This is a genomic window from Nonomuraea sp. NPDC049684, from assembly GCF_044465345.1.
GTDB lineage: Bacteria > Actinomycetota > Actinomycetes > Streptosporangiales > Streptosporangiaceae > Nonomuraea.
In genome coordinates, this window is record NZ_JBITLO010000005.1 from 512,345 (window position 1) to 538,867 (window position 26,523).

General features: G+C 72.9%; 27 protein-coding genes and 1 pseudogene. 18 read left to right on the forward strand and 10 right to left on the reverse strand.

Annotated elements, in window-relative coordinates; genetic code table 11:
- Nucleotides 1–14 precede the first annotated feature (14 nt).
- Together ACIBST_RS19720 and ACIBST_RS19725 are read left to right on the forward strand one after the other, a co-directional pair.
- Nucleotides 15–1,205 carry an aromatic acid exporter family protein gene (locus ACIBST_RS19720; RefSeq protein WP_397173332.1) on the forward strand — a complete coding sequence of 397 codons (1,191 nt, stop codon included), beginning with the start codon at nt 15–17 and terminating at the stop codon, nt 1,203–1,205.
- A gap of 101 nt (nt 1,206–1,306) precedes the next feature.
- A pseudogene (locus ACIBST_RS19725) lies at nt 1,307–1,480 on the forward strand (NUDIX domain-containing protein); the annotation flags it as partial.
- Nucleotides 1,481–1,543: 63 nt separating this feature from the next.
- Here ACIBST_RS19725 and ACIBST_RS19730 read toward each other — a convergent pair.
- The 3 genes from ACIBST_RS19730 to ACIBST_RS19740 all read right to left on the reverse strand — a co-directional run bounded on the left by ACIBST_RS19730 (nt 1,544) and on the right by ACIBST_RS19740 (nt 6,250).
- On the reverse strand, nt 1,544–1,912 hold the full coding sequence (locus ACIBST_RS19730) for a hypothetical protein (protein WP_397173561.1): 369 nt from the start codon (nt 1,910–1,912) through the stop codon (nt 1,544–1,546).
- A gap of 101 nt (nt 1,913–2,013) precedes the next feature.
- A complete protein-coding gene (locus ACIBST_RS19735) occupies nt 2,014–5,460 on the reverse strand; it encodes a tetratricopeptide repeat protein (protein ID WP_397173334.1) in 3,447 nt (1,148 codons plus the stop codon).
- A 97-nt stretch (nt 5,461–5,557) separates the two neighbouring features.
- Nucleotides 5,558–6,250: a winged-helix domain-containing protein gene (locus ACIBST_RS19740; RefSeq protein ID WP_397173335.1), complete on the reverse strand. Its 693-nt coding sequence runs from the start codon at nt 6,248–6,250 to the stop codon at nt 5,558–5,560.
- Nucleotides 6,251–6,426: 176 nt separating this feature from the next.
- Here ACIBST_RS19740 and ACIBST_RS19745 point away from each other — a divergent pair, with 176 nt between their 5' ends.
- The 11 genes from ACIBST_RS19745 to ACIBST_RS19795 all read left to right on the forward strand — a co-directional run bounded on the left by ACIBST_RS19745 (nt 6,427) and on the right by ACIBST_RS19795 (nt 12,439).
- Nucleotides 6,427–6,678: a MoaD/ThiS family protein gene (locus tag ACIBST_RS19745; RefSeq protein ID WP_397173337.1), complete on the forward strand. Its 252-nt coding sequence runs from the start codon at nt 6,427–6,429 to the stop codon at nt 6,676–6,678.
- 72 nt (nt 6,679–6,750) lie between these two features.
- The gene (locus ACIBST_RS19750) at nt 6,751–7,416 is read left to right on the forward strand and encodes a DUF2993 domain-containing protein (RefSeq protein WP_397173339.1); all 666 of its coding nucleotides are present in this window, start codon (nt 6,751–6,753) and stop codon (nt 7,414–7,416) included.
- 37 nt (nt 7,417–7,453) lie between these two features.
- Nucleotides 7,454–7,966 carry a sigma-70 family RNA polymerase sigma factor gene (locus tag ACIBST_RS19755; RefSeq protein ID WP_125643242.1) on the forward strand — a complete coding sequence of 171 codons (513 nt, stop codon included), beginning with the start codon at nt 7,454–7,456 and terminating at the stop codon, nt 7,964–7,966.
- Nucleotides 7,966–8,778 carry an anti-sigma factor family protein gene (locus ACIBST_RS19760; RefSeq protein ID WP_397173340.1) on the forward strand — a complete coding sequence of 271 codons (813 nt, stop codon included), beginning with the start codon at nt 7,966–7,968 and terminating at the stop codon, nt 8,776–8,778. Before ACIBST_RS19755 ends, ACIBST_RS19760 begins: the two co-directional genes overlap by 1 nt.
- Before the next feature lie 28 nt (nt 8,779–8,806).
- On the forward strand, nt 8,807–9,265 hold the full coding sequence (locus tag ACIBST_RS19765; protein ID WP_397173342.1) for a thioredoxin family protein: 459 nt from the start codon (nt 8,807–8,809) through the stop codon (nt 9,263–9,265).
- A 32-nt stretch (nt 9,266–9,297) separates the two neighbouring features.
- Nucleotides 9,298–9,381, forward strand: coding sequence for a putative leader peptide (locus ACIBST_RS19770; RefSeq protein WP_350668905.1), 84 nt, complete (start codon nt 9,298–9,300; stop codon nt 9,379–9,381).
- 58 nt (nt 9,382–9,439) lie between these two features.
- Nucleotides 9,440–9,853 carry a DUF4395 domain-containing protein gene (locus ACIBST_RS19775; protein ID WP_397173344.1) on the forward strand — a complete coding sequence of 138 codons (414 nt, stop codon included), beginning with the start codon at nt 9,440–9,442 and terminating at the stop codon, nt 9,851–9,853.
- Complete coding sequence (locus ACIBST_RS19780; protein ID WP_358289377.1) at nt 9,850–10,689, forward strand: sulfurtransferase; 840 nt, start codon at nt 9,850–9,852, stop codon at nt 10,687–10,689. The genes ACIBST_RS19775 and ACIBST_RS19780 overlap by 4 nt, the downstream gene beginning before the upstream one ends.
- A complete protein-coding gene (locus ACIBST_RS19785) occupies nt 10,689–10,991 on the forward strand; it encodes a DUF1416 domain-containing protein (protein WP_357706203.1) in 303 nt (100 codons plus the stop codon). The genes ACIBST_RS19780 and ACIBST_RS19785 overlap by 1 nt, the downstream gene beginning before the upstream one ends.
- Nucleotides 10,992–11,129: 138 nt before the next feature.
- On the forward strand, nt 11,130–11,690 hold the full coding sequence (locus ACIBST_RS19790; RefSeq protein ID WP_397173346.1) for an RNA polymerase sigma factor: 561 nt from the start codon (nt 11,130–11,132) through the stop codon (nt 11,688–11,690).
- Nucleotides 11,687–12,439 (forward strand): methylated-DNA--[protein]-cysteine S-methyltransferase, encoded by a 753-nt coding sequence (locus ACIBST_RS19795; RefSeq protein WP_397173347.1) that lies wholly within the window; start codon nt 11,687–11,689, stop codon nt 12,437–12,439. Before ACIBST_RS19790 ends, ACIBST_RS19795 begins: the two co-directional genes overlap by 4 nt.
- Here the strand turns inward: ACIBST_RS19795 and ACIBST_RS19800 are convergent.
- A complete protein-coding gene (locus ACIBST_RS19800) occupies nt 12,415–12,969 on the reverse strand; it encodes an XRE family transcriptional regulator (RefSeq protein ID WP_358289368.1) in 555 nt (184 codons plus the stop codon). The two genes, ACIBST_RS19795 and ACIBST_RS19800, sit on opposite strands and share 25 nt — an antisense overlap.
- A gap of 225 nt (nt 12,970–13,194) precedes the next feature.
- Between ACIBST_RS19800 and ACIBST_RS19805 the strand changes: the two genes are divergently transcribed.
- Nucleotides 13,195–14,436 carry a hypothetical protein gene (locus ACIBST_RS19805; protein ID WP_397173350.1) on the forward strand — a complete coding sequence of 414 codons (1,242 nt, stop codon included), beginning with the start codon at nt 13,195–13,197 and terminating at the stop codon, nt 14,434–14,436.
- Here the strand turns inward: ACIBST_RS19805 and ACIBST_RS19810 are convergent.
- From ACIBST_RS19810 to ACIBST_RS19820, 3 genes are all read right to left on the reverse strand, one after another.
- Nucleotides 14,423–15,175 (reverse strand): hypothetical protein, encoded by a 753-nt coding sequence (locus ACIBST_RS19810; protein ID WP_397173352.1) that lies wholly within the window; start codon nt 15,173–15,175, stop codon nt 14,423–14,425. The genes ACIBST_RS19805 and ACIBST_RS19810 overlap by 14 nt on opposite strands.
- 457 nt (nt 15,176–15,632) lie before the next feature.
- Complete coding sequence (locus ACIBST_RS19815; protein WP_397173354.1) at nt 15,633–16,283, reverse strand: hypothetical protein; 651 nt, start codon at nt 16,281–16,283, stop codon at nt 15,633–15,635.
- The gene (locus ACIBST_RS19820) at nt 16,280–16,948 is read right to left on the reverse strand and encodes a hypothetical protein (protein ID WP_397173356.1); all 669 of its coding nucleotides are present in this window, start codon (nt 16,946–16,948) and stop codon (nt 16,280–16,282) included. The genes ACIBST_RS19815 and ACIBST_RS19820 overlap by 4 nt, the downstream gene beginning before the upstream one ends.
- Before the next feature lie 169 nt (nt 16,949–17,117).
- On the opposite strand from ACIBST_RS19820, the gene ACIBST_RS19825 reads away from it, so the two are divergent.
- Both ACIBST_RS19825 and ACIBST_RS19830 read left to right on the forward strand, forming a co-directional pair.
- A complete protein-coding gene (locus ACIBST_RS19825; RefSeq protein ID WP_397173358.1) occupies nt 17,118–19,061 on the forward strand; it encodes a hypothetical protein in 1,944 nt (647 codons plus the stop codon).
- A gap of 73 nt (nt 19,062–19,134) precedes the next feature.
- Nucleotides 19,135–22,104 carry an ATP-binding protein gene (locus ACIBST_RS19830; protein ID WP_397173360.1) on the forward strand — a complete coding sequence of 990 codons (2,970 nt, stop codon included), beginning with the start codon at nt 19,135–19,137 and terminating at the stop codon, nt 22,102–22,104.
- Nucleotides 22,105–22,126: 22 nt separating this feature from the next.
- Here ACIBST_RS19830 and ACIBST_RS19835 read toward each other — a convergent pair whose 3' ends face one another.
- On the reverse strand, nt 22,127–22,537 hold the full coding sequence (locus tag ACIBST_RS19835) for a YjdF family protein (protein WP_397173362.1): 411 nt from the start codon (nt 22,535–22,537) through the stop codon (nt 22,127–22,129).
- A 181-nt stretch (nt 22,538–22,718) separates the two neighbouring features.
- On the opposite strand from ACIBST_RS19835, the gene ACIBST_RS19840 reads away from it, so the two are divergent.
- Nucleotides 22,719–23,948 (forward strand): MurT ligase domain-containing protein, encoded by a 1,230-nt coding sequence (locus tag ACIBST_RS19840; protein ID WP_397173364.1) that lies wholly within the window; start codon nt 22,719–22,721, stop codon nt 23,946–23,948.
- The gene (locus ACIBST_RS19845) at nt 23,938–24,651 is read left to right on the forward strand and encodes a type 1 glutamine amidotransferase (RefSeq protein WP_397173366.1); all 714 of its coding nucleotides are present in this window, start codon (nt 23,938–23,940) and stop codon (nt 24,649–24,651) included. Before ACIBST_RS19840 ends, ACIBST_RS19845 begins: the two co-directional genes overlap by 11 nt.
- 5 nt (nt 24,652–24,656) lie before the next feature.
- On the opposite strand, the gene ACIBST_RS19850 is transcribed toward ACIBST_RS19845, so the two are convergent.
- Both ACIBST_RS19850 and ACIBST_RS19855 read right to left on the reverse strand, forming a co-directional pair.
- Complete coding sequence (locus tag ACIBST_RS19850) at nt 24,657–25,019, reverse strand: DsrE family protein (protein ID WP_352319743.1); 363 nt, start codon at nt 25,017–25,019, stop codon at nt 24,657–24,659.
- Nucleotides 25,020–25,028: 9 nt separating this feature from the next.
- The gene (locus tag ACIBST_RS19855; RefSeq protein WP_397173368.1) at nt 25,029–26,522 is read right to left on the reverse strand and encodes a sugar-binding protein; all 1,494 of its coding nucleotides are present in this window, start codon (nt 26,520–26,522) and stop codon (nt 25,029–25,031) included.
- Nucleotide 26,523: the final 1 nt, after the last annotated feature.

Here is a 26,523-nt window from a genome sequence, read left to right on the forward strand (position 1 = left end):
ATTGACCTGGGAGTATGGACAAAGAGCCGGGGCGCAAGCAGCAGGGCGCCGGCGCGCCGCTCGGGCGGATCGTCTCGGGCGCGGCGGCCGGGCTCGCGCGCCTGCGCGCCCAGGGGTTCCGCGAGTGGCTGGGCGCCGAGCGGGACGCGTTCGCCCAGACGGTCAAGGTGACGCTGGCCTGCGTGTTCGGGTGGTGGCTGGCCACGTTCGCGCTGAAGGTGCCGCTGCCCGTGCTGGTGCCGATCGGGGTGCTGCTCACGGTGTCGGCGACCGCCTACAGCACGGTCGTGCGCGGGTTCCAGCAGGTCGGGGCGGTCGTGGTCGGGGTGGCGGCGGCGTCGGGGCTGATCTGGCTGATGGGCGTGAACGCGCTGACGCTGGGCGTGCTGGTGGCGGCCGGGCTCGTGCTGACCCGGCTGCTCAACCTGCCGGCCCAGAACGTGCAGATCCCGATCACCGCCCTGCTGGTGCTCTCGCTCGGCCGCACGTACGGCTTCGCGCGCCTGGCCGACGTCCTGCTCGGCGCGGCCATCGGCATCGCGGCGAACCTGCTCATCCTGCCCCCGCGCTTCGTCGAGCACGCCGCCAGGGAATTGTGCGACATGTCGGCCGAGCTGGCCGACCTGGCCCAGGACATGGCCGACGGCCTGAGCGGCCACTGGACCGAGGACATGGCCCGCGACTGGCTCGACCGCGCCCGCGAGCTGTCCCAGCGCCTGGAGGAGACCAAGGACACCGCCGACCAGGCGGCCGAGTCCGTGCGCCTGACCTTCCGCAGGCGCCGCCGCTACGACCGGCGCCTGCGCCAGTCGGCCGAGGCCGCGACCTGCCTCGACCACGCCGGGCACCAGCTCAGGAGCATCGCGCGCGGGCTGGTGGACCTGGTCGCCGGCGCCCGCGGCCTGCCCGGCGAGAAGGCCGCCGACCTGCCCGAACCCCTGTCCGGCGAGCTGCGCGCGCTGTCGCGCATCTTCCGCGACTTCGGCCTGATCCAGGTGGGCAAGGCCGCGTCCAGGGACATGGCGAACCTGTGCGCGGCCCTGCGCGAGGGCGAGCACCAGCAGCGCCACCTGGCCGCCGAGCTGGCCGGCTCCCCGCCCAAAGGCCCCCTGTGGCCCCTGTACGGCGCCCTGCTCGACGACTGCGCCAGGATCCGCCACGAGTTCGACCCCGACACCGGCCCCCACCAGGCCGCCTTCCCCTGACCCCGGCACCGGCCCCCACCGGCCTTCCCTGACCCAGCGCGCGGGCCTGCGAAGCGTGTCGTGATCCCCTCGTGATCGACGCGGAGACCGGCTGGTATTTCATGCACGCCTCGATCAAGGGCGTGGTCCTGACCGACGAGGGCGTCCTGCTCTGCAGGAACCCCAGGAACGCCTGGGAGCTGCCCGGCGGCTGGCCCGACCGGGCCGACGACACCCTCGCCGAGGTCGTCCGCCGCGAGGTCCTGGAGGAGAGCGGCCTCGACGTCGAGGTCGGCGGGGTCGTCGGCGCGAAGGCGGCGGGACGCCACCGCGAAGGTGACGGCCCGCCGCGCCCCCGTTCAGGCCAGGAGCAGCGCGGAGACGAACTGGAGCAGGTGCCAGGCCACGTACGCGGCCAGCGAGCAGAACGCCCACTCCTTGCTCCTGCTCACCCGCGCCACCCAGACCAGCACCTCCACCGGTTCCGACCGCGGCCTGACCGCCCGTACCGCGAAGCAGGCCGCCATCAGCCAGGCCGCCCCCGACGCGGTGAGCAGCCCGACGGACAGGGCGAGCAGCACCCCCGGCCCCGCCGGCGGGTCACCCGGCGAGAGCTGACGGGTCCAGGCCGCCAGCACCCCGGCCAGCAGGCCGAGCGTGACCCGCCGGTCCCTGCGCGCCTGTCGCTTGAGTGACTGCAGGTCTCGACGCATATGGTTCTTGAGCATCCGGATCACCTCCGTGTCGTCGCTGGTGGCACCAGCTAACGAGAAGGCGCGGAGAAGATCTGCGACCTCACTTCCGAGATTTCCCGACTTTTAGCGGTCTTTCAGGAGAGCTCCCGCAGCTCCTGCGCCGCCCGCCGGCTCTCGAAGACGTCCCCCACCTCGTCCAGCGTGCGCACCGCCTCGGCCAGATGGGCCGCCGCCGCCTCGCGGTCCCCGAGCCTGGCGGTGATCAGGCCGAGCGCCCTCAGCGCGCACCCCAGGTCGCGCCGCGTCCCGCACTCCAGGTGCACGTCCCTGGCCTGCTTGGCGTGGACCAGCGCCTCCTCGGCCCGGTCCAGGTCGAGCAGCACCATGGCCAGCGTCGTGAGCGCCGCCCCCCACCGGTCCCTGGTGCCGGTCACGTGCTGCAGCTCGACGGTCTCCACGGCGTACGCCAGGGCCGTCGCGGGCTCGCCCGCCGCGTGGAGCGCGTGCGCGATCGACAGCAGCGCGCTGGCCCTGCTGTCGCCCGTCTCCTCCCGGATCGCCAGCGAGGCCCGCGCCGCCCGCACCGCCGGCTCGTGCCGCCCCAGCGACAGGTACGTGTAGGTCAGCGTCTCCTGCACGTCGGCCTCGGCCCGCCGGTTGCCCAGCCCCTGGACCAGGTCCAGCGCCTCCAGCGCGTACACGAAGGCCACCTGGGGCAGGCCCTGGCGGCGCCGTACGCGGGCCAGCCGGTTGAGCATGCGGGCCTCGACGGGCTCGTCGCGGATCACCCGGCTGATGACGAGCGCCTGGTTGAGGTAGTCGTCGGCGCGCAGGTAGTCCGACAGCCGCCAGTGCACCACCCCGATGTCGCCCAGCGTCTCGGCCTTGCCCTGCTCGTGGTGGAGCTCGACCTGCACCGCGAGCGCCTGCTCGTAGCAGGCCAGCGCCTCGTCGTAGCGCGAGCCGTTGCGCGCGATGCGGCCCAGCGCGCACAGCGCCCGCCCGCACCCGTGCTGGTCGCCGGTGGCCGTGTACCCGGCCAGGGCGCGTTCGGCGTCGCGCCGGGCGTCCTGCTGGAGCCCGAGCTGGTCGTAGATCTCGGCCAGGCAGAGCAGCGTCTCGGCCTCGGCGTGCTCGTCGCCCAGCTCGTGGCAGATCGACAGCGCCTCCAGGCCCTCCGACAGCGCCGCGTCGGGCTCGCCCAGGCTCCGCCGCACCCGGGCCGAGATGATCAGGCTCTGCGCGGCGCCCCTGCGGTCGCCCAGCTCCTCCCGTACGCGCCGCGCCTGGCCGGCGTACCGGAGCGCCAGGTCGTTGCGTTCCTGCGACAGGTGCAGCCGGGCGAGCGTGTGCAGGCACTTCGCCACGCCGGGCAGGTCCCCGATCTCCCGGTGCACCTCCAGCGCCTCATCCGCGCGGCGCAGCGCCTCGTCCCTGTTGCCCGCGATGCCGTGCACCTCGGCCAGGTCGTTGAGCGCGCGGGCCAGCCCCGCGCGGTCGCCCAGCGAGGTGAAGTCGGCCAGCGCCTCGCCGATGAACCTCGCCGCCAGCGTGGACGGCCCGATGTCGCGGTGGATCGAGCCGAGGTGGCTGCGCATGAGCGCGACGGCCCGCCGGTTGCCCACCTGGAGGGCCGAGGTCAGCCCGGCCTGCTGCACCTCCAGGTTGTTCTCGTAGTACCGCAGCCTCCTGAACGGCTCGAACACCGCCTCGGCGAGCTGCCAGGCCATCCCGTACGCCCCGCTCTCCTCGGCCAGCCGCACCGCCGAGACCAGCGACCGCCGCTCGGCCTCGAACCACTCGCGCGGCGTGTCCGGGCCGGTCGCGACCGCCAGATAGTGGTCGAGCAGCCGCACCCTGGCCTCGCGCACCCCCGCCTCGGCGTGCCGGCCCAGCTCCCTGGCCTGCCACTTGACCAGGTCGTGCACCCGGTACCGCGACCCCGGCAGCGGCTCGACCAGGTACGCCCGGTGCAGCCCCTCCACCGCCGCCACCGCCTCGCCCACCGGCACGCCCAGCGCCGCCGCCAGCACCTCCGGCGCGAAGTCCCGCCCGGGAAGCAGCCCGACGTGCCGGAAGGCCCGGCGCTGCGCGGGGCTCAGCGACTCGTACGCCAGGTCCAGCGCCGACCTGAACGCCTCCTCCGGGTCCCCGGCCAGCGGCCGGTCCGGCGTACGCAGCTCCGCCGCCCGCGCCCGCACGCTCAGCCCGGGGTCCTCGGCCAGCTTGGCCGCCGAGATCCGCAGCGCGTACGGATGGTAGGAGCACACCCGGGCCAGCTCGGCCAGCGCGTCCCGGTCGGCGGCCCGCGGCGAGCCCTCGCCGAGCACCGACACCAGCAGCGCCACCGCGTTGCCCGGGTCGAGCACCGACAGGTCCATGAGGTCGGCGTGCCCGGTGGCGCGCAGCGGCGCCATCCGCGTCCTGCTGGTCACCAGCACCACGCAGTCCTTGCCGCCCGGCAGCAGCGCCCGCACCTGGGCCGGGTCGGCCGCGTTGTCCAGGACGAGCAGCAGCCTGCGCCCGGCGATCCTGCTGCGGTAGAGCAGCATCAGCTCGGCCTCGTCGGAGGCCGGCATGTGCTCGCCGACGCCGAGCGAGCGCAGGATCTGCCCGAGCGCCTCGGCCGAGCTCATCGGCGGCTGGGTCGGGGAATGGCCGCGCAGGTCGATCATGATCTGGCCGTCGGGGAACCGGTCGGCGTGCAGGTGGCCCCAGTGCGTCACCAGCGCGGTCTTGCCCACGCCGGTCAGGCCCTGCACGACCATGGTGTTCGTCCGCCGCTGCCGGTCCAGCCAGGCCGTGAGCAGGTCGAGGCTCTGCTGACGGCCGGTGAAGTCGGACACGTCGGCGGGAAGCTGGCGCGGCTTCGGCAGCTCGCCGACCGGCAGCGGCCCGGCCTGGGCGCCCGGCCGGGTGAGGAACGGCGTCACCCGGCCGCGCCACGGCTCGGACAGGTGCTCCCAGGCCCCCGCGGCCTCGCGCAGCGCCACCGGGTCGGCGATCCGCAGCCTGCGATACCCCGGCCGCACCAGCCAGCCGCGCCTGACCCACTGCGTGAGCTGCCGCTGCACGACGTCGGGCGCGCTGCCGACGAGATCGGCCAGCGTCTCCATGGACAGCGGCGGCGCGGCGGGGGAGGCCAGCTCGTACCGCTCGTCCAGGTGCAGCAGCCACACGGCCAGCCGGGCGGCGACCGGGGCCCGGGCCAGCGCCTCGTGCCGGCGGGCCGCCAGGTTCCTGGCGAACAGCTCCTGGACGAGCGCCGTCGCCACCGCCGGGTTCGCCGAGGCGTGCTCGCGTAACCGCCGCAGATCGATGGGCCAGGCCCGGACCTCGGTCAGGGCGTCCACCTTGACGCGCTCGCCCGGGCTCCAGAAGGCCAGCTCGCCCACCAGGTCGCCGGGGCCGCGCAGGTCGTGCACGACCTCCCGGTCGCCGCCGGGGACGTGCTCGCGGGCGTACCCGTGGTCGATCACGTGGACGCGGCTGACCGGCCGGACCGGCGAGCAGATCAGCTCGCCGCGGCGGAAGAGGCGGGGGCTCGCGCCCTCGTCCACGAGTGACCTGAACAAACCCATGCCACCACCGATCCGGGGACGGCGGTGTCCTCGACATGACAGGTTGGAAACAGTCCCAACGACAAAGTGTCACATCAGGCGAACACGGGTCAACGGATCACACGTGCGCCGAATCGCTGCGATCGGGCACGAACCGGTAGCCGACGTTGCGGACGGTCCCGATCAGCGACTCGTTCTCGGTGCCGAGCTTGGCGCGCAGCCGCCGGACGTGCACGTCGACCGTCCTGGTGCCGCCGAAGTAGTCGTAGCCCCAGACCTCCTGCAGGAGCTGGGCGCGGGTGAAGACCCGGCCGGGATGCTGGGCCAGGTACTTCAGCAGCTCGAACTCCTTGAACGTCAGGTCGAGCACGTTCCCGCGCAGCCGCGCGGTGTAGGTGGCCTCGTCGATCGACAGGTCGCCGCTGCGGATCTCGTCGGGGACGTCCTCGGCGGCGGCCTGCGACCTGCGCCCGGTCGCCATGCGCAGCCGCGCCTCGACCTCGGCGGGCCCGGCGGTCTCCAGCAGCACGTCGTCGACCCCCCACTCGGCGGTCATCGCGGCCAGGCCGCCCTCGGTCACCACCACCAGCAGCGGGCAGTCGATGCCCGTGGTGCGGATCAACCGGCACAGGCTCTTGGCCTGGACGAGCTCCTTGCGCGCGTCGACGACGACGGCGTCGGCGGGCGGCGTGTCGATGAGCGCCGACGCCTCGGCCGGCGAGACCCGGACGGAGTGGAGCAGCAACCCCAGCGCCGGCAGCACCTCGGAGGACGGCTCGAGGGCGTTGGTCAGCAGCAGCAGGTTGCTCATCACGGCCTCCTCTAACACACAAGGACCCGGAGGCGACGTCGCCCAGGTCCTGTACGCGAGGATATCCCACGGCTTAGTCGCGTCCATTGCGCGTCCACCAGGTGAACAGCGGGCCCTTTGAAACAGGCGTGTTAAGGGCGTCGCACAATAGAGCGAAGGCGATTGTGAGGCAACGCATGGCCACAGGAAAAGTACGTTATTGGGCGGCGGCCAAGGAGGCCGCCGGAGTCGCGGAGGAGCCGTTCGAAGCGGCGACTCTTGACGAACTGATGACCAAAATCACACAAAATCGGGCCGAGCTCGCCCGGGTGGTCGGCCGTTCGTCGTTCCTCGTCGACGGCGCCCCCGTGGGCCGGCGCGCCCACGACACGGTGGTGCTCGGCGAGGGCGTCACGGTGGAGGTGCTGCCGCCCTTCGCCGGCGGGTGATCGACGGCTCCGGCGGGGAAGGAGACCGCCGGATCGATAGGCTCGACACCCCCGCCGACGACAGGGAGCCCCATGCGCAAGCTGATCATCTTTCTGATCGTCCTGGCCGTCCTCTTCGTCGTCGTCGACCGCGTCGCGGTGGCCGGGGTGGAGCGTGACCTGTCCAACCGGATCGCCGCCGCCACCGACCTCAGCGGCACCCCCAAGGTGACGATCGAGGGCATCCCGTTTCTCACTCAGGCCGTCTCGGGGCACTATCCCGAGGTACGGTTCGATCTCGGCACCCTCACCTACGGAGGCGTGCCGGTGAAGAACCTGCGCGGCGTCGCCTACGACGTGACCGCCCCGCTGTCCGACGTGCTGCAGAACCGTGCCGACGTCCGGGCCGGGCGGGTCACCGTGAGCGGCGTGCTCACCCGGGCCACGATCGACAAGTACGCGCCCCGGGGCATCAAGATCAGCGGCAACGGGCGGCGGCTCGTGGCGTCGGGAGAGGTGACGGTGGGGGTGCAGAAGGTGCAGTTCACCGCGGAGATGCGGGTCGACGTGGCCGACGGGGCCATCAGGCTCCAGGCGGAGAAGATCCAGGGCGTGCCCGACCAGCTCGCCCACTTCGTCACCTACACGATCCCGTTCAAGGGCGGCCTGCCCTTCGACGTGAAGATCACCGGGGTCAAGAGCGTGGCCGACGGATTGGAGTTCTCGGCCGAAGCGTCTGACGTGCCGATCCGTGGATGAGCCTGAACCGCTGCGGCCCCCCGTACGTGATGAGGGCGTGAGCGCAGCAGGCACCGCGGACGAGGAGCTCGTACGCACCCTCTTCGACGAGCACGCCGGGCCACTCTACGGGTACGTGCTGCGACTCACCGGTGATTCCGGACGTGCGGAGGACGTGGTGCAGGAGACGCTGCTGCGGGCCTGGCGGCACCCCGACGCGCTCTCCGGCCGTCCCATCCGGGCCTGGCTGTTCACGGTGGCGCGTAACCTCGTGGTCGACCAGCACCGCGCCAAGAAGGCCAGGCCGCAGGAGACCGGCGACGAGGCCCTCGCGGTCCTGCCGGCCGACGACGAGCTGGAGCGGGCGGTCGAGTCGTGGGCCGTGGCCGAGGCGCTGGCCGCGCTGCGGCCCGAGCACCGCGAGGTGCTGCTGGAGGTCTACTACCGGGGGCGATCGGTGAAGGAGGCGTCGGCGACGCTGGGCATACCGCCGGGCACGGTCAAGTCGCGCACCTACTACGCGCTGCGCGCGCTCAAGCTGGCGCTCGAAGAGCGGGGGCTGGCGCCGTGATGACCTGCGAAGAAGTGCGCATCGCCATGGGCGCGCACGCCTTGGGCGCGCTCGAACCCGACGAGGCGCTGGAGATCGACAACCACCTGGCCACCTGCGAGACCTGCGGCGCCGAGCTGCTCGAACTCGAAGGCGTCGCCGCCTTCCTCGGCAAGGTGTCCGAGCGCGACGTCGAGCTGGTGGCCAGCCCGCCGCGCCAGGTGCTCGACCGGCTGCTCAACGCCCGCGCCCGGCGCCACCGGCGCGGCCGGCTCATGCTGGCCGTGGCCGCCTCCGTCGCGGTGATCGCCGTCGGCGGCACGGTCTGGACCGTCACCCGGCAGGACGACACGCACACCGTGGCCGCGCCCGCGGCCGCCCCCCAGTCCTCGGCGGCCGCGAAGTCGCCGCAGACCGAGGGCTTCGTCGCCAGCGACGCCGCGCCCGACGCCCAGCTCAGGAAGGCCGTCCCGACGCCGAGCGCGATGCCCACGGCGGAGCTGGGCGCCACCCGCGACGGCCGGGCCTTCAAGGGCGAGAACCGGGCCGAGGACTACTACGCCACGGTCTACGCCCTGCCCGGCGACGGGCGCACCGAGCTGCTGGTGACCGTGCGGAACGTGCCGGTCGGCACCGTGTGCAGCCTGGCCGTCTACGACGACAGGGGCCGGCGCGAGGTCGTCGGGAGCTGGACCGTCAGCCGCCGGACCTACCGCGAGGAGACCGTCTTCCAGATGGCGACGCCGGTGCTCATGCGGCGCATCGACCGCTTCGAGGTCGTCGACCGGCGGGGACGCGTCCTGGTGCACGTCGCCGGCCCGGCCAGGAAGTAATCGCGGCCGCCCGTGGTTGGCACCTGAGGTGACGGGTCTGTGGATCGCGCTGGCGACGCTGGCGCTCGGCACGGTGATCGGGGTGGTTCGTCTGCGCCGCGACGGACGGGTGCGCGCGGCGGCCGGGGAACGGCTGACCGCGGACATGCTGGGCGCCGCCATGGGCGAGCGGGCCACGCTGGTGCAGTTCTCGACCGCGTTCTGCCAGCCCTGCCGGGCGACCAGGCGGGTGCTGGCCGACGTGAGCGCGCTCGTGCCCGGGGTGGCGCACGTGGAGATCGACGCCGAGTCCCGGCTCGACCTGGTGCGGCGGTTCGACGTCATGCGCACGCCCACCGTGTTTGTGCTGGATCCGTCAGGCAACGTGGTCAAAAAGGCCTCTGGCCAGCCACGGAAGGCCGACGTACTGGCCGCGCTGGCGGTCGCGATCCCCTCCGGGGAGTCACGGCCGTCTCACGAACTGTCTCATAACCCGGACGAGATGTGACAGATGGCGAGACGACGAGTAGGGTCGTCGCTATGAACCCGTCGACAGAGCTGCTCACGAAGCGGCGCGCGGTTGATTTCTGCCGCGTCGCCACCGCGCTCTGTCGCGCTGCCTGAGGACGGTCACCGCGGACATCTGGTCCGCCCCATCCGACCCCTTCAGGAGCATCCCGCGATGCGTGCTGATCCCAGAGCGCTGCGCTTCGGCGCGGCCGTCACCACCTTGGTCCTCGCTCTCGTCCTCGTGACGGGCAGCGCGTGGCTGCTCGCCGTCCAGGCGGCGGTCTTCGCGCTGGGGGTCGTGCGCCGCTCGCCGTACACGATGCTCTTCAAGGCGCTCGTCAGGAGCGCGCCGAAGGAGACCGAAGACGCCCGCCCGCCGCGGTTCGCGCAGGGGGTGGGGCTGCTCTTCGCGGTCGCGGGGCTGGCCGGGTTCGCCGCCGGGATCACACCGCTGGCCCTCGGGGCCACGGCCGCGGCTCTCCTCGCCGCCTTCCTCAACGCAGCCTTCGGATTCTGCCTCGGCTGCGAAACGTACCTGCTCACCCGCCGTCTACTGCCCGCCGCCAAAATGGAGGTTTCCCAATGAGCCGCTCCGCCGCCCTGGTGGACGCCGACTGGGTCGAGGCCAACCTCGACACCCCCAACGTCGTACTCGTCGAGGTCGACGAAGACGTCAGCGCCTATGACAAGGGCCACATCCGTGGCGCCGTGAAGGTCGACTGGCGGCAGGACCTGCAGGACCCGGTCCGCCGCGACTTCGTGGACAAGACCGGTTTCGAGGCCCTGCTGTCGGACCGCGGCATTTCCAACGATGACACCGTCGTGCTCTACGGCGGCAACAACAACTGGTTCGCGGCCTACGCGTACTGGTACTTCAAGCTCTACGGCCACCAGGACGTCAAGCTGCTCGACGGCGGGCGCAAGAAGTGGGAGCTCGACTCCCGCGAGCTGGTCCGCGACGTGCCCGAGCGCGCCAAGACCCAGTACGTCGCCCAGGAGCAGGACACCGCGATCCGCGCCTTCCGCGACGACGTGGTCTCCGCGATCGGCAAGCTCAACCTGGTCGACGTCCGCTCGCCCGACGAGTTCACCGGCAAGCTGCTCGCCCCGGCCCACCTCCCGCAGGAGCAGGCCCAGCGCGGCGGCCACGTGCCCACCGCCCGCAACATCCCGTGGTCCAAGGCCGCGAACGACGACGGCACCTTCAAGTCCGACGACGCGCTGCGCGCCCTCTACGGCGAGGCCGGCGTCGACTTCGGCAAGGACACCATCGCCTACTGCCGCATCGGCGAGCGCTCGGCGCACACCTGGTTCGTGCTGCACGAGCTCCTCGACCAGGGCAACGTGAAGAACTACGACGGTTCGTGGACGGAATACGGCTCGCTCGTGGGCGTGCCGATCGAGCTGGGGGAGGCCCGCTGATGACCACTGCACAGGGTTGCGGAGCGCCGGAGCAGACCATCGCGCTGCCGGCCGGGATCGATCTGTCCAACCAGGCCGTCATCCAGGGCGTGGTGACGGGCGCCACCACCGCCTACGCGCGGCTGCTCGACCACTCCGGCGAGTTCACCGGTGAGGTCGTCGTCTCCGACGACGGCGTCTTCCGCTTCTTCGCCGCGCCGGGCGACTGGACCGTCCGCATCATCGCGGGCGGCGGCGTCACCCGCGACGTTCAGGTGGAGGCCCGGCTGGGTGAGGTCTCCCAGCTCGCGGTCGCCGTCTGAGCCCACGCTGAGCCCATACTGAGCCCAGACAGCGCCCACCACGGCGCCGAGACGGGGCCCGTGTCCACACCGGACACGGGCCCCGTTCCCGTTCCGGACGGGCGCAACGAAACCGGGCGCGGCGGTGTTGTAGAGGGCGTGAGTGGAACCGACTGTCTCGACCCGGTGCGCAAGGCGCTCCTCGACGACCTCGACGAGGGCTTCGCCGAGCTGTACGCCGCCCACCGCGGCCTGGTCTTCTCGACCGCGCTGCGGCTGAGCGGGCGCTGGGCAGACGCCGAGGACCTCACCGCCGAGGCCTTCCTGCGGGCGTACCGGGCACTGGCGGGCTACGAGCCCGACCGCGTGGCCGCGCTGCAGCCGCGGGCCTGGCTGATGACGATCCTCATGAACATCTGGCGCAACTGTGCCAGGGCCAGATCCCGCAAACCGCCGCCCGACCTGCGTGACGAGCCCGTGGACGAGCCCGACCCGGCCCAGGACGTCGAGGGGGCAGCGGTCCGCAGGGAGACCGGCGACGAGCTGTCGGAGCTGCTCGCACTGCTGCCCGAGGAACAACGGTCCGCCGTGGTGCTCAGGCACGTCGTCGACCTGCCGGTCAGCGAGATCGCCACCGTGCTCGGAATTCCGCAGGGGACGGTCAAGTCGCACGTGTCGCGAGGGCTGCGGCGGCTGCGCGAACTGGGAGGTGCCCGATGAACGACGACTCACTGCTGGCCGGGCTGGCCGCGCTGGCCACCGACGCGCCCGCCGGACTGCTCGACCGGATCGCCGCCCGCTGGGTGAGCGTGCCCGCGCCGATCGGCGAGCTGCGGGTGGCCTTCACCGACCAGGGCGTGGCGTACGTGCACGCCGGCGACGACTTCGCCGCCACGTTCAGGAAACGCTTCGGCCGGCCGCTGCTGGCCGCCGACCGGCCGCCCGCGGGGCTGGTTCCAGCGCTGCGCACCGGCCGTCTCGGCAAGGTGCCGCTGGACCTGCGCGGCGTCAGCGACTTCCAGCGTGACGTGCTCGACGCGGTCAGGACGATCCCGAGGGGCGAGGTGCGGCCGTACTCGTGGGTGGCCGAGCAGATTGGGCGCCCCCGGGCCGTACGGGCGGTGGGGACGGCGCTCGGCGCCAACCCGGTGCCGCTGCTCGTGCCGTGCCACCGGGTCGTCAGGTCCGACGGCGTGACCGGCGACTACGTGTTCGGCCGGGCGGCCAAGGAACGGCTGCTGCTGGCCGAGGGCGTCGACCTGGACCGGGTGCGCGCGCTGGCCGGGGAGCGGGTGTTCTACCTGGCCAGCGACACCACCGGCGTGGTGTGCTTCCCGACCTGCCACAACGCCCGCCGGATCACCCCCGCGCACCGGCACGGCTTCCGCAGCCTCGCCCAGGCCAGGGCGGCCGGCTACCGGCCGTGCCGAAGCTGCCGGCCCGCTCAGGCGGAGGGCTTGGTCGGGTAACGCATCAGGAGGGTGGCGCGCACGACGTCGGGGCCGTGCGCGCGGTACCCGTGGGGGACGTCGGAGAGCCAGGAGATGTGGTCGCCGGGCCCGGCCGTGAGCGGCTCGTGGATCGGGCCGGCGCTGAGCGTGCCGGTGAAGACCGTGACGTGCTCGCTCACCCCCTTGTGGTGGGCGGGCGAGGTCTGGGTGACGCCCGGGGGCACGCGGACGCGGTAGAGCTCGTAGGTGACGCTGTCGTCCTCGAAGACCTCCAGCAGGTCGGCCTCGATGGCGGCGCCGCGCATGGTCTGCGGCTCGGGCGGCGAGTCGAGTATCGCCCCGATGGGCACGCCGAGCTGCGCGGTGATCGCCCACAGCGTCTCCAGCGTGGGGTTGCGGGTGCCGGTCTCGACGCCGGACAGCGTGGCCTTCCCGATGCCCGCCCGCTTGGCGAGCTCGGACAGCGAGACTCCGCGCGCCTGGCGCAGCCGTCGCAGCCGGTCGCCGACGACGGCGGGGTCCTGGTCGAACGCGGGCAGCGGCTCCATAACGCCATCGTGCCGCAAGGCTCGTCCGGTGTGACCGCCTCGCGGGGGCCGAATCGTCGATTCCGGCATTTGCCAGTGCTCAGGAATGGCCTGGAAACACCCTGGCCACAGGCTGTCCACGGGTTGCTGCTGCGGCGTAAGGGACAGACCGCTACGATTCAGCAGATGTCCGGATCGACAGGTGTGATGGCCCCGCCCCGACCTGGGCCTACGCCGGCTCAGCGGATGCCGTCGCCGTATTCGCTGCCCCTGCACGCCCTGCGCCTCGCGGGGAAATGCGCGCTGCCGCTGATCCTCTGGTACGCGGCGGGCCAGGTCGTGCGCTTCGTCCTGCTGTACGCCGCCACCGAGCTCGCCTACGGCGACCTGCGACAGCTCCGGCTGGTGGGCACGGTCACCTTCCTGACCCTGATCGTCCTCGCGGTGCTGACGGTCACCACGGGCATGCTCTACACCCTGCGCGGCGCGCTGTGGGAGATGCGCGCGAGGAGGGAGGAGGGCGTCGAGGACGAGCGCTTCTTCCGGGTGCTGGACCGGGTGGCCCCCGCCTTCGCGGTGCTCTACCTGTCGTGGGGCTGGCACGTGGAGGACGCCCGCGCCCTCCAGAAGATGGACCTGAACCACCACTTCTACGACATGACGTCGGCGGCCTGGTTCGGCGAGGAGACCCAGGTCGGCAAGGGCCTCACCGACCTCGACTGGCGGGTCTCGCTCGGCGCGATGGTCGTGCTGTTCGGCCTGAAGTGGCTGTTCGCCAAGCTCGTGGAGCAGGGCAAGGGCAAGCTGTACGGCTTCGGCGCCGCCTTCTCCGAGTTCGCCTTCGTCTTCTACGGCCTGAACGCCACCGTCGCCATCGCCGGGCTGCGCTCGGACTGGGTGGAGCACCGCAGCGTGGTCGCCGGCACCGCGGACCTGGTGGAGCAGGCGGAGAAGAGCGTGCCGCTGTGGAAGACGGTCACGGGCGCGGTGGGCGACTTCTGGCCGTTCTTCATCGACGGCGTCGCCGTCCCGCTGGCCTGGCTGACCGTGGCGATGCTGGTGTTCGGCGCCTACTCCGACGAGACCCGCAGCCTGGTCAAGGGCACCCGGTTCGAACGGGGCGTGGACCGGCTGGAGGACAGCCACGACCTCACCAAGAGGTCGTTCGACCAGCTCACCGGCGGCTTCCGGGACCGCTGGCTGCCGCTGGCCAACTCCCTGCGGATGATCGCCAAGGGCGGCGCGCCGCTGTTCGGCATGATGTGCCTGAGCTACGTCGCCCTCACCGTGGGCGCCGAGTACGCCGAGCGCGCCGTGGTGACGCTCGTCGGCTCGCAGGCCGAGTGGGCGTGGGCGTACAAGGAGGGGCCCGTGACGTTCGTGCGCGGGCTGGTCGTGACCGTGCTCACCATGGCGCTGCTGGCGGCCACGTACGACCTGGCCGCCACGCGGGCCCGGCTCAAGGGCGAGCCGCTCAGCGACGTGTGAACCGCAGCACGTCCGCCTCCGGCTTGCCGGCCTTCTCCCGCTTGAAGAAGTCCGCCGTCGGGGTGTCGGAGCGGTAGTCGCTGACTCTGAAGGAGAGCTCGACCTCGTCCTTGACCGGAGTCGGCACGATGGCCATGCCCTCGAACCGGTACTCCTTGCCCAGCTCCAGCCGGTCCGTCGGGCGGTCGCCCGGGGTGAACTCCACCGTCCAGGTGCGGCCGGCGCGGTCCTCCAGCTTGACCTTGTCCGGCGGGGCGGTCATGGTGGCGCTGGACTCGTCGAGGAGCTTCTGGGTGATGTCCACCTTCAGCCAGGTGACCTCGGGGCCGTGCTTGCTGCCCTCGGGGGCCTGGACGGCCTTCAGGGCGGCCTTCCACTCGATCTCGTGCACCTTCCCCGACTGGCCGGGGGCGACGGCGACCTCGTTGATCTTGATGCCGTCGGTGACGGTCGTGTCGTAGAAGCGGTAGCCGTCGTAGGTGTTGAGGCCCATGGCGACGACGGAGGCCACGGCGGCGCCCACGGCGACCAGGACCAGCCGGCCGCGCCTGGGCGGCCGGGCGTCCTGCGGGGCCGCCGTCGGCTGCCGCACGGGCGGCACGGCGGCCGCGCCGGTGGGCCGCTGGGGGGACGGCGGGGACGGCGGCGTCATGCCGGGCCGGATGGCGGGCAGCGGCTGGGTGCTGCCTCCTGAGGACTCGCGCGGGGCGGGCGGCCACACCTGCTGGTCCGGATGCACGAACCGCCCCCGCCCGGGGCCGGGATGCTGCGCGCCGCCACGTCCCTGAGGCGCTCCGGCGGGGGCGGCCGGGGGAGCCGCGTGGCCGGCGGGAACGGGGCCCGAGGGAACGGGACCTGAAGGAACGGGACCCGAGGGAACGGGACCTGAAGGAACGGGGCCCGAGGGGTCGGGGGCGTAGCCGGGAGGCGGCGTGGGGCGGGCCGGCGGCGGGGTGGCGCGGTCGCGCGGGGAGCCAGTGCGGCGGCGCCGGGGCCTGGGGGGCAGCGGCGCCTGCGGCGACGGCGGCATCGGCCCGGCTCCGGGCTGCGTCTGCGGCGCAGGCGGGTCGGCGGGCGCGGGGGGAGAGGCGGGAGGCGGGGGAGGCGGGAAGGCCGAGGGCGCCGGGGCGGGGTCCTCGGAGTGGTGGTCGTTCCTGGGGGCGAACCAGTCGCGCTCGTTCGTGCTCACAGTGCGATCACTTCTTGACGGTGGAGTAGACGGCCTGCGGCGAGGCCGCGAGCTTGCGCGCGGCCTCCTCGTCGAGCCCGAGGTCGATCTCGACCTCCGGCTGGAACGGCTCCACCAGCATCTCGGCCGGCAGCCCGAAGACCACCCGCGCCCCCGGCAGCGCCGATGGAGGAACCTCGAAGAAGAACCGCCCGCTGACCCAGATGTCGGGCTGCACCCAGGTGTTCGCCAGCGTCAGAGGGCTCGCCACGCGGTCGGTGGCCGTGAACTTCTTGCCGTCCTCGGTCAGCAGCTGCGGCTGTCCCAGGTGGTACGGCTTGAGGCTCGACCTGGCCGAGGCGTTGACCACGAGGAACAGGTTGTCCGTCGTGATGGTCTCGTCGCTGTTCTGGATCGTCTTGGTGGCCAGGAACGAGTCGAGCCGGACGGTGAACCGCCTGGCGTCCACGTCCTCGCCCTTGACGCCCGTGTAGGTCACCCGGGCGCTCGCCTCGTTGGCGGACAGGTGGAACGTCTGGAGCCCGACGGCGGCGGCCGCCAGCAGCAGCCCGGCGCAGGCGTTGAGCAGTCTGGAGCCGCCCGGCCCGCGTCCGGCGCCGCGGCCGGGCCGGTCGGGGCGCTCGGGGACGGCGGAGGAGCGCGGCTGGGTGGCGGTCATGCCCCCTCACCCGCCTTGACCGGCAGCGTCACGCGGGCCTTGACCTCGGGGTAGAACTTGTCGTCCTTCTCCTTGGCGACCATCTGCCAGCGCAGCCGCTCGTCCTGGAAGCCGGAGATGTACTCGAAGGCGGCCACGTCGAACGTGATCTTGTCCGGTGGCCGTTCCGACGCGCCGAGCCGGTACCGGACGAGGACCTGGCTGGTCACGCCGGGGTGGAGCTGCCGGGTCTCGTCGCCCTTGTCCAGGGCGTAGACGAAGGGCCCCGACTCCTTGGAGAACTTGGGGCTGATGGAGACCAGCGAGTCGGCGAAGGACGTGCCGAGCCACGCCTTGTCCGGCTGGGCGGGGTCGGGGGGCACGCCGACGCCTGAGGTCTCGTCCCCCTTGTTGGTGACCTCGAAGACCAGCTCCACGAACCGCTTGTCCTCGTCGAACTGCGTCTTGGCCCGCTCGACCTTGACCCGCGACTCGACGAAGCGCGTGGAGTAACGGCCCTGGTCGAGCGTCGCGCCCTGGCCGAGCAGGTCGGGGCCCTTGTCGGGGGCCTCGTTCAGCCCGCCCAGCAAGGCCGTGATGCCGACGGCCGTGACCGCCACGAGGGCCAGGATGGGCACCGCCACCGGGCGTCGCTGCCTCGTGCCGTCGCCGGAGGGTTCCGTCATGGGTATGGATGGTAATAGGTCACGGTTGCCCCATCTGCCGCAATGGTCCCTTCTGGCGGGTGGAATTGCCGCGAACCCTGCCGCTACGGGGGTGGAAGCTCATACGCTGTCACGGAGCGGAAAAGGGCTGGCCCCTGCAACTAACGACATATCGCGGCCGGAGGGTCACGTGGCGGACGTGCATCCCGAGCATGCCCAGCTCCAGGCGGACCGCATCTACCTGGGGTGGCAGTACATCCTGCTGCATCCCGACCCGGGGCCGCCGCCCAAGCGTCCCTCGCCCGAGAAGGAACCGGCGCCGGACGCCGAGTCGTCCGGCCGGGCGGCGGCCGAGGCGCTGCGCCGCGAGCGGCTCCAGGAGGACATGCTCAACCGGCCCGTACGCGTCATCCGGGCCATCAGCCTGACCATGTCCGCGCTGATCCTCGTGGCCGCGGTCAGCGGCTACCTGGGCTGGTCGTTCGCGCTCCTCGGGCTGGTCGCGGCCGGCGGCGTGGCGGGCATCTGCACCTACGCCCTGCTCCAGGGCGACCGGGCGGTCCGCTACCGGGTGCTCGAACAGCAGGCCAGGGACGACCGGCAACGTCAGGAACGTGACAAGGAGCTGTTCCGCGCCCAGGAGGAGCACGCCCGGCGCTACCGCGACTGGCAGGAGTCGAAGGAGCGCCATGAACGCCAGCTCACCTGGTACGCCGTCGCCGTCCCCGACGAGATCGACCGCATCGACGTGGCCGGCGGCACGCTGCCCGGCTGGTCCGCGCTGATCACGCTGCTCGGCGCCACCCGGCTCTACAGCGGCGGCCACCTCACCGTGCTCGACCTGTCGGAGGGCGCGATCGCCAAGGACCTGATCGAGCTGGCCCGCAAGGGCGGCGACGACCCGCTGGTCTGGGTGCTGCCGGTCGACCTGCCGAAGCTCGACCTCGGGGCCACGCTCAAGCCGGAGGCGTTCGCCGACGTGCTGGCCCACGTGGTGAGCGTGAGCGAGGAGCACCGCACCACCCGCGACCTCAGCTTCGACAACGCCATCCTGGAACGGGTGCTCGAAGTGCTCGGCGAGAACGCAACCATCAGCCAGGTCACCGCCGCCCTGCGGGCCCTGGCGCAGGTCGGCGACCCGCGGGACGACCTGCGCTTCGGCCTGATCACCGCCACCCAGCTCGAACGCATCGGCACGCTGTTCGGCCGCGGCGTGAGCGACCGGGTGGTGATCGAGCGCGCCTGGGCGCTTGAGTCGCAGCTGCGCAAGCTGGAGACGCTCGGCACCCAGGCGGTGCGGCTGCCGCCCGCCCGGCTGCGGGTGGTGAGCATGGACCGGCAGGCGGGCGTGTTCGGCAACCGGGTGCTCGGCACGTACGTGGCCACCGCGCTCACCCACATCCTGCGGCAGTCGCCCGCCTCCGACCGGCCCTGGTACCACACGATCATCGTGGCGGGCGCCGACAAGCTCCGCGGCGACGTGCTCGACCGGCTCATGGACGCGTGCGAGACCTCCCGTACCGGGCTGGTGCTGACGTACCGGAGCCTGACCCCCACCGTGAAGGAGCGCCTGGGACGCGGCCACGCGGCCGTGGCGTTCATGCGCCTCGGCAACGCCGAGGACGCCCGGGTCGCCAGCGAGCACGTCGGCACCGAGCACCGGCTGGAGCTGGCCCAGCTCACCGAGACGATCAGCGACGCCCTGCCGGGCCTCGACGGCGGCTACACCTCCACCATCTCCCAGGTGGACGACGCCCGCCACGACCGCGGCGACGGCCACGCCGACCTGGCCGAGGACATCACCGAGTCCACCGAGTGGGGCAGGACCGCCGACAAGATCTCCGAGACCGAGCGGGTGCTCCACCGCTCGCGCGAGTTCCTGGTCGAGCCGCACCAGCTCCAGCAGCTCCCCACGACGTCCGTGATCGTCACCGACGCGACCGCCCAGGGCAGGCGGGTGCGGCTGGCCGACGCCAACCCGGCCATCCTCACCTTCCCCAAGACGACGCTCGGCGACCTGGAGGAGGTGCGCGAGGCCGTGCTGGCCCTGGAGGCGAAGGACGACGGCGAGGAGCCGCCGCCCAACCTCGGGCCACCACCGCCACGCCTTGACTGGCGCAAGGGCAGGCAATGACCTGGTCAAGGGCGTGGTGAGGAGCTGACGATCAGCGGGATTTTACTGAGAACCGACTGTGGGGGAATTGAAGATGCAGCCGAGTGTCTCGCTGAGCGGGCCCTGGTATCGGATCCAGTCGATCGCCGCACCCTCGCGAAGCTCGTCGGCGGAATGGGATTTCGTCACCGTGCTGCCCGCCGTGTTGTCGGCGGCGCAGCGTGACCGGCCGTTCGTCATCGGGTGGCTGTCGCGGGGTTCCGGGGCGCCGCTCGAACTGATCACCAATGCCGGCCCGCTCTCGCCGCCGCGCCAGCCGCGCCGGGCGACCGACGTGCCCGGCCTGCCGACCGGGCCCCAGCCGCTGCTGTTCCCGGGCGGCGCGCGGGGCGTCGAGCTGGACGAGGAGTACCTGGCCGACCTCGCCGACCTGGTCTGGACGCCGTGCCCCGGCCGCCAGGCGCCGCCGCTGGGCGGGCGGGGCCGCGAGTTCTCCGGGTCCGACCCCGAGGAGCTGAAGCGGCCCACGCTGTTCGAGTCGACGCTGGTCACGCTCATGTCGCGGCCGTTCGCCTGGCTCGTGGTGGCCGAGCCGACCGACCTGCTCGACGCCGAGGTGGCGCACCTGCGCACCCAGCTCAACGTCCTGCGGCAGTACGGCGACGCCTCCGAGCGCTCCCGGTTCGACGCCGAGCGGGCCGAGCGCCGCATGCAGGAGCTCGACGCCTTCCGCGAGGCCGGCCTGTGGAACGTGCGCGTGCTGGCCGGCGGTGCCACCGCCGAGGAACTGCGGCAGATCGCGCCCGTGCTCGTCGGGTCGGTCGAGATGAGCCACCACCCGTACCGGCTGCGCAGCGCGCACGGCGCGGTCTACGCGCTGTCGGAGGCCCTGGCCATCACCATGCAGGACCCGGCCGACGGCGCCGCCGCGCCCTTCGCGGCCACCGCCGGGGCGCTCGCCGCGCTGGCCGGGCTGCCCAGGCGCGAGGTGCCCGGCGTGCGCGTGCTCGACTCCGGCTTCTTCGACGTGACGTCCGAGGCCGACGGCGGCGAGCTGGAGCTGGGCGAGATCCTCGACGGCCAGGACAGAGGCGTGGGCAGCTTCCGGGTGCCCCTGGCCACGCTCAACAGGCACGCCTTCGTCACCGGCGCGACCGGCTCGGGCAAGTCCCAGACCGTCCGGCACCTGCTGGAGCAGCTCAGCGAGGCGCGCATCCCGTGGCTGGCCATCGAGCCGGCCAAGTCGGAGTACGCGGCCATGGCCGGCCGCATCGCCGACCCGGTGACGGTGATCAACCCGTCGGCCCCCGAGGGCGTGCCGCTCAGCGTCAACCCGCTGGAACCCGAGCCGGGCTACCCCGTCCAGGCGCACATCGACATGATCAGGGCGCTGTTCATGGCCGCCTTCGACGCCGAGGAGCCGTTCCCGCAGATCATGTCGCTGTCCCTGCAACGGGTCTACGAGGCCACCGGCTGGGACGTCGTGACCGGCGGCGCCGTGCCCGGCTCGAACGTCCCGCCCAGCGTACCGACGCTCGAACAGCTCCAGCAGCACGCCATGGACGTCATCAAGGAGATCGGCTACGGCCGCGAGGTCCAGGCCGACGTCGAGGGCTTCATCTCGCTCCGGCTGCGGTCGCTGCGGGTCGGCTCGGCCGGGCGCTTCTTCGAGGGCGGCCACCCGGCCGACATCGGCGGCCTGCTGGAGCGCAACGTCGTCCTGGCCATCGAGGACGTCGCCAACGACGAGGACAAGGCGTTCCTCATGGGCACGCTGATCATCCGGATCGTCGAGCACCTGCGCATGCGGGCCAGGAAGGAGAAGTCCGCCGGGCTGCGGCACGTCATCGTGATCGAGGAGGCCCACCGGCTGCTGCGCGACCGCGGCCACGGCCGGGCCTCCACGCACGCCGTGGAGCTGCTGGCCGGCCTGCTCGCCGAGATCAGGGCGTACGGCGAGGGCATCGTGGTGGCCGAGCAGATCCCGACCAAGCTCGTCTCCGACGTCGTGAAGAACACCGCGCTCAAGGTCGTCCACCGGCTGCCCGCCGAGGACGACAGGAAGCTCGTCGGCGCGGCCATGAACCTCAGCGACGAGCAGTCCAGGCACGTCGTCTCGCTCCAGCCGGGCTCGGCCGCGGTCTTCGCCGACGGCATGGACCGGCCGCTGCGGGTGCGCGTGCCGCTGGGCGAGTCGCGGGAGAAGCCGCTGCCGGGCCCTCAGCCGCCCATCCGCGGGCGCAGGTCGGCCGCGTGCGGGGCGCAGTGCCGGACCGGCCAGGCGTGCACCCTGGTGGAGCTCAGAGAGGCCGACGTGCTCGCCGACGGGCCCGACTGGGCGTGGCTGCGCATCTGGTGCGACACGGTCGTGCTCGCCTTCGTCAGCAACCGGCCGCTGCCCGGCGTGCCGCGCGCCCTGTCGGCCTCCTGGGGCGAGCTGCCCGCCCGCCGCCGCGAGTGCCTGCTCGCCACGCTGGTCGAACGCGCCGTCCAGCGGCGGGCCTGGTCGTTGCGTAGCTGGTTCGACCCGGCGCTGCTCACCGAGAAGGCCGCCGAGGTCGCCGCGCGGCTGCTGTCGGGGGCCGAGCCCGGCGGCGACCGTCCGGGCGCGTCGTGGGTGATCCCGCAGGTGCGCTGGCTGCACGAGGTCGACCGGCTCTTCCCGTACGGCCAGCCCGCCCCCAACCTGCGCAGCCCGGCCCCGCCCATGGAGTACGCCCTGTTCCGCCAGCCCAACGGCAACGGCACGGCCGACCTGGTGCACGCCGAGCTGCTCGGCCACCGCGCCAAGGCCCTGCGCCACCACCCGCTGTCCATGGAGGTGGACCACAACCGGGCCCTGGCCTGGCGGGTCATCCTGGGCGACGACGAGAACGAGAGCGTCCAGCGCGACATCACCAACGTGGCGATCGGCATCGAGGCGTCGGCCAGGATCAGGCACGTCGGCCAGACGATGGGCGCGGGCTGGCTGGAGGGCGTGTTGTCGTGGCCGCAGCGGTTCGTCCTGCCGTTCGACCACGGGGGCGCCCCGGAGATCGCCTTCGTCGACGCCCCCTCGGCCTGACGCCCGCCTCCCGGGGCGGGGGTCAGCGGTCGCGGCGGCGTTCGAGGCGCTTGCGGCGGGCCACCTCGCGCTTGTGCTCGGCCAGCTCGCGCCGCCGGTCCCGCCGCCCCTGCGCGGCCTGCCGCCTGCGGCTCTCCAGCTCCAGCCGCATCGCCTCCTGCGCGGCCGTGCTCCGTACGGACACCTGGGCGGCGGCCCGCGCCGCCAGCTTGGCCGCCCGCTTGGGGTTGACCCGCCGCGCCCGCTCCCCGCCGGCCACGGCGGGCGCGGCATGGGCCTGCTCCAGCAGCGCGACGCCATGACGCATCAGGTACGCGTGCAGCTCGGGATCGGTGGGCTCGGACCCGAGGGTGAACCGGGTCGCCCGCAGCCGCCCGCCCTCGGCGACCTCCAGCACCCCGACCCAGAACGGGCCGTCCAAATAGACCGACAACGTGACCATCTTCTCCGCCCTTCACCAGACATGCCGGGAAAGTGACCTGGACAGGCCGCCTCCGGCACACCGGACATCCCTGGAAGGGCGGATACGTGATGCTTCGCCCGGGCTACCAACCGGGCCGCGTTTTCGTGTGCAACTCCAGAGTACGACTCAACGGCGACTAGGATCCATGTGCATGACCCAGCTTCCTCTGCGGGCTCAGCTCGCCAGCGCCCTGGGACGCAGCGCCGCCACGCTCTCGCGGATGACCGGGCGCGGTGACGGCTCGGTGATCGGCGGCAGGGTCGGCCTGCTGCTTGAGCCCGACCTCCTGCGCAAGCTGGCCCGCGACCGCAAGCTGGCCCTGGTCAGCGCCACCAACGGCAAGACCACCACGACCAGGTTGATCACCTCCGCGCTGCTGGAGATGGGCGAGGTCGCCACCAACGCCTTCGGCGCCAACATGCCGGCCGGGCACGTCTCGGCGCTCTCCCAGCACAAGGGCGCCCCCTACGGCGTGCTGGAGGTCGACGAGAAGTACCTGCCGGAGGTGCTCGACACCACCGGCGCCGGCGTCGTCTGCCTGATGAACCTCAGCCGCGACCAGATGGACCGCGCGGCCGAGATCTGGCTGCTCGCGCAGAAGTGGCGCAGGGCGCTGTCGGGCAGGCCCACCCACGTCATCGCCAACTGCGACGACCCCCTCGTCACCTGGGGGGCCTCCACCGCCGCCAAGGTCACCTGGGTCGCCGGCGGCCAGCGCTGGAAGGAGGACTCCTGGTGCTGCCCCGAGTGCGGCGGCCCCCTCGACCGCAAAGACGCCGACTGGTCCTGCCGTGAGTGCACCTTCCACCGTCCAGAGCCGCAGTGGGTGCTCGACGACGACGTCGCCGTCGACCCCCGCGGTCAGCGCTGGCTGCTCGACATCCAGCTCCCCGGCCTGGCCAACCGCTCCAACGCGGTGATGGCGCTGGCCGTGGCCGACGCGTTCGGGCTGCCGGTCGACCGGGCGCTGCCCCGGCTGCGCGAGGTCACCTCGGTGGCCGGCCGCTACACCACGGTCGAGCGCGAGGGCCGCCACGCGCGGCTGCTGCTGAGCAAGAACCCGGCGGGCTGGCTGGAGGCGTTCGACGTCGCCGACCCGCAACTGCCGATCATCCTCTCGGTCAACGCGCAGGGCCCCGACGGCCGCGACACCTCGTGGCTGTGGGACGTCGACTACCGCATCCTGCGCGGCCGTCCGGTCTTCGTCACCGGTGAGCGGCGGCTCGACCTGGCGCTCCGGCTCGACGTGGCCGACGTGCCGTTCACGTTGTGCAGCTCGTTCTCCGAGGCGCTGGCCATGCAGCCGCCCGGCCGGGTCGACGTGATCGCCAACTACACCGCCTTCCAGCAGATCCGATCGGAGTTCGGACGTGCCGTCTGACAGCGCCCTCAGCATCGTCTGGATCTACCCCGACCTGCTGAGCACCTACGGCGACCAGGGCAACGTGCTCGTCCTGGAGCAGCGTGCGCAGCGCCGGGGCATCGAGGTCGAGACCGTCTACGTCCGCTCGGCCGACCCCGTGCCGGAGACCGGCGACATCTACCTGATCGGCGGCGGCGAAGACCGTCCGCAGATCCTGGCCGCCCAGCGCCTGCGCCGCGACGGCGGGCTCCAGCGGGCCATCGCCCGGGGCGCGGCGATGCTGGCCGTGTGCGCCGGCTACCAGATCATGGGCAGCACGTTCGGCGGCGAGGAGGGCCAGCCGGTCGACGGCATCGGCCTGCTCGACATCGCCAGCTCGCGCGGCCCCGCCCGCGCCGTGGGCGAGCTGGTCGCCGAGGTCGACGCCGCCCTCAACCTGCCCACGCTGACCGGCTTCGAGAACCACATGGGCGTCACGCACCTCGGGCCGGGCGTGCGGCCGTTGTCCAAGACGGTCGCCGGGGTCGGCAACGGCGACGGCTTCGAGGGCTGCTACGCGGGCCACGTGGTGGGCACGTACCTGCACGGCCCGGCCCTGGCGCGCAACCCGGCCCTGGCCGACCTGCTGCTGTCGTGGCGCGTGGGCGAGCTGACGCCCCTCGACGACTCCCGCTACGAGGCCCTGCGCCAGGAGCGGCTGAGCGCCGTCCTGTCCGGCTGACGGGCCTAGTAGACCAGGGCCTGTGCGCCCTCGCTGACCGCCTCCTCCACGAAGGCGGGCGCGCCGGCGATGCGCACCCCCTCGATCACGTCGTCGACCGTGATGTCGCGGCGGGCGGCGCACTGCGTGCACAGCGTCACCCGGCCCGCCGCCAGGACGGCTTCCAGCAGGTCCGCCAGCGGCGCCGCGTGGGGCAGGGAGAACTCCTTGGCCCGCCCCGGCAGGGCGAACCAGGACGACTCGCCGGTCAGCCAGAGGGAGACCGGGACGCCGCTCGCGAGCGCGGCCGCCGCCACCGTGAATGCCTGGTTGCACCGCTCAGGGGCGTCCGCCCCCGCGGTCACCTTGATCACCAAAGATCGTGCCATGGCGTCACCCTAACCCTGACCGACGCGGCCCCACACGTACGGATCGGCCTGGGCGCTGCCGAACGGCGACCAGGCCAGGCGCGTCTGCCCGGTCCTGTCCCGGGTGTCGGAGTCGTAGACGAGCACGTTCGCTCTCAGCGCGGTGGGCGGCGCGGGCAACAGCGCGAACGGTATGCGCACCTCGACGCCGTACCCGCCGTCGTGAACCGCGGACGCCACGCCCACCCGCGGGGCGGGGCCCTGGCGGGCGTCGGCGTCGCGGGCCGCGCACGGGCCGCCCCCGGCGGTGTAGGGCAGGACGCCCAGCTTGAACGTGGTCGAGGTGTCGTCGGAGTCGCCGCGCGGGTCGAGGGCGATCTCGACCGCGTCGGTGCGCCAGTGGCGCTCGCACTCGTCGAGGGCCGCGCCGCGCGCCTCGTCGGTGACCTCGACCTGGACGTAGAGGTCGGCGCCGTGGCGGGTCAGCCGGGCGGTCGCGGCGCAGTCGGCCGCCGGGCAGCGCTCGCCCTCCCAGTGGGCGAGGGGCAGGGCCGGGCCCGCGTACTCGCCGGGGGAGGCGACGCCGTCGAGCACGGGTGCGCGCCCGGCGACCGGGAGCGTGGTGGCGGGCGGCGCGGGGTAGTCGGGCTGCGCCCGGTTGGCCAGCCAGGGCAGGCCGGTCGCGCGCGCCCAGTCGCGGAACTCGGCGTACAGAGGACGCAGGCCCGCCTGCTCGACGACGGGAGCCGGCACCGGCCGCCCGCCGTCGAAGACGACCGAGAACCAGTCGCACCCGAACGGCCCGGCCACCTTCGCCGGCCGCGCGGCGAACCCCTGCGTGCGGTACGCGCGCTCGGCGTCGCGCTCCCGCTGGGCCCACGTGACGCGGTGGCGCGGCGACCAGGCGCCCGCCCAGACGCCGAGCTGCGGCAGCCCGGTGGCCGGGTCGCGCAGGCCGGACGTCGCGCAGCCGGGGCCCACCGGGCCGCGCAGCCCCCAGTTCTGGGTCAGCAGCCGGGTGGCCCGCCAGGGCGCGCCCTTCCCGGGAAACGCGGCGGGGTCGGCGGCCAGCCGGAACGCCTCGACGGCCAGCCGGGCGGCGAGCTGGTGCCCGCCGTGCTGGCCGAAGGGCCGCGGGTCCATCGTCACCACGGTCGAGGGCCTGGTCGCCCTGATCGTCTCGACCAGCCGCCCGAGGGTGCCCGGCCCCCACGCGCGGGCGGTCAGGGGCGCCGACAGCGTGTACCAGAAGTCCGGTCTGTCCAGGTAGAAGACGTCGTGGATGCCCGCGTGCGCGACCGCCTCGCGCTCCTCGGCCTCCCTGATCCGGCCGAGCGCCGCGCCCTTCTCCGGCCCGGCGGCGTTGCCGCCGCCCTCGCCGCGGGTGACCGTCACGACCCCGGTGGTCAGCCCCAGGCGTTCGCGCCACTGCCCGAACGTGGACAACGACTGGTACTCGTCGTCCGGATGGGCGCCCACGAACAGCACGTCGACGTGCGGCGGCACGGCCCAGGCATCCAGCATC

Coding starts and splice junctions, on each gene's coding strand:
- ACIBST_RS19855 (WP_397173368.1), bottom strand. CDS start 26,522: ATGCTGGATGCCTGGGCCGTGCCGCCGCACGTCGACGTGCTGTTCGTG.
- ACIBST_RS19850 (WP_352319743.1), bottom strand. CDS start 25,019: ATGGCACGATCTTTGGTGATCAAGGTGACCGCGGGGGCGGACGCCCCT.
- ACIBST_RS19760 (WP_397173340.1), top strand. CDS start 7,966: ATGACCTGCGAAGAAGTGCGCATCGCCATGGGCGCGCACGCCTTGGGC.
- ACIBST_RS19720 (WP_397173332.1), top strand. CDS start 15: ATGGACAAAGAGCCGGGGCGCAAGCAGCAGGGCGCCGGCGCGCCGCTC.
- ACIBST_RS19770 (WP_350668905.1), top strand. CDS start 9,298: ATGAACCCGTCGACAGAGCTGCTCACGAAGCGGCGCGCGGTTGATTTC.
- ACIBST_RS19745 (WP_397173337.1), top strand. CDS start 6,427: ATGGCCACAGGAAAAGTACGTTATTGGGCGGCGGCCAAGGAGGCCGCC.
- ACIBST_RS19840 (WP_397173364.1), top strand. CDS start 22,719: ATGACCCAGCTTCCTCTGCGGGCTCAGCTCGCCAGCGCCCTGGGACGC.
- ACIBST_RS19740 (WP_397173335.1), bottom strand. CDS start 6,250: ATGAGCAACCTGCTGCTGCTGACCAACGCCCTCGAGCCGTCCTCCGAG.
- ACIBST_RS19800 (WP_358289368.1), bottom strand. CDS start 12,969: ATGGAGCCGCTGCCCGCGTTCGACCAGGACCCCGCCGTCGTCGGCGAC.
- ACIBST_RS19780 (WP_358289377.1), top strand. CDS start 9,850: ATGAGCCGCTCCGCCGCCCTGGTGGACGCCGACTGGGTCGAGGCCAAC.
- ACIBST_RS19820 (WP_397173356.1), bottom strand. CDS start 16,948: ATGACGGAACCCTCCGGCGACGGCACGAGGCAGCGACGCCCGGTGGCG.
- ACIBST_RS19815 (WP_397173354.1), bottom strand. CDS start 16,283: ATGACCGCCACCCAGCCGCGCTCCTCCGCCGTCCCCGAGCGCCCCGAC.
- ACIBST_RS19785 (WP_357706203.1), top strand. CDS start 10,689: ATGACCACTGCACAGGGTTGCGGAGCGCCGGAGCAGACCATCGCGCTG.
- ACIBST_RS19750 (WP_397173339.1), top strand. CDS start 6,751: ATGCGCAAGCTGATCATCTTTCTGATCGTCCTGGCCGTCCTCTTCGTC.
- ACIBST_RS19735 (WP_397173334.1), bottom strand. CDS start 5,460: ATGGGTTTGTTCAGGTCACTCGTGGACGAGGGCGCGAGCCCCCGCCTC.
- ACIBST_RS19795 (WP_397173347.1), top strand. CDS start 11,687: ATGAACGACGACTCACTGCTGGCCGGGCTGGCCGCGCTGGCCACCGAC.
- ACIBST_RS19730 (WP_397173561.1), bottom strand. CDS start 1,912: ATGCTCAAGAACCATATGCGTCGAGACCTGCAGTCACTCAAGCGACAG.
- ACIBST_RS19775 (WP_397173344.1), top strand. CDS start 9,440: ATGCGTGCTGATCCCAGAGCGCTGCGCTTCGGCGCGGCCGTCACCACC.
- ACIBST_RS19830 (WP_397173360.1), top strand. CDS start 19,135: ATGCAGCCGAGTGTCTCGCTGAGCGGGCCCTGGTATCGGATCCAGTCG.
- ACIBST_RS19805 (WP_397173350.1), top strand. CDS start 13,195: ATGCCGTCGCCGTATTCGCTGCCCCTGCACGCCCTGCGCCTCGCGGGG.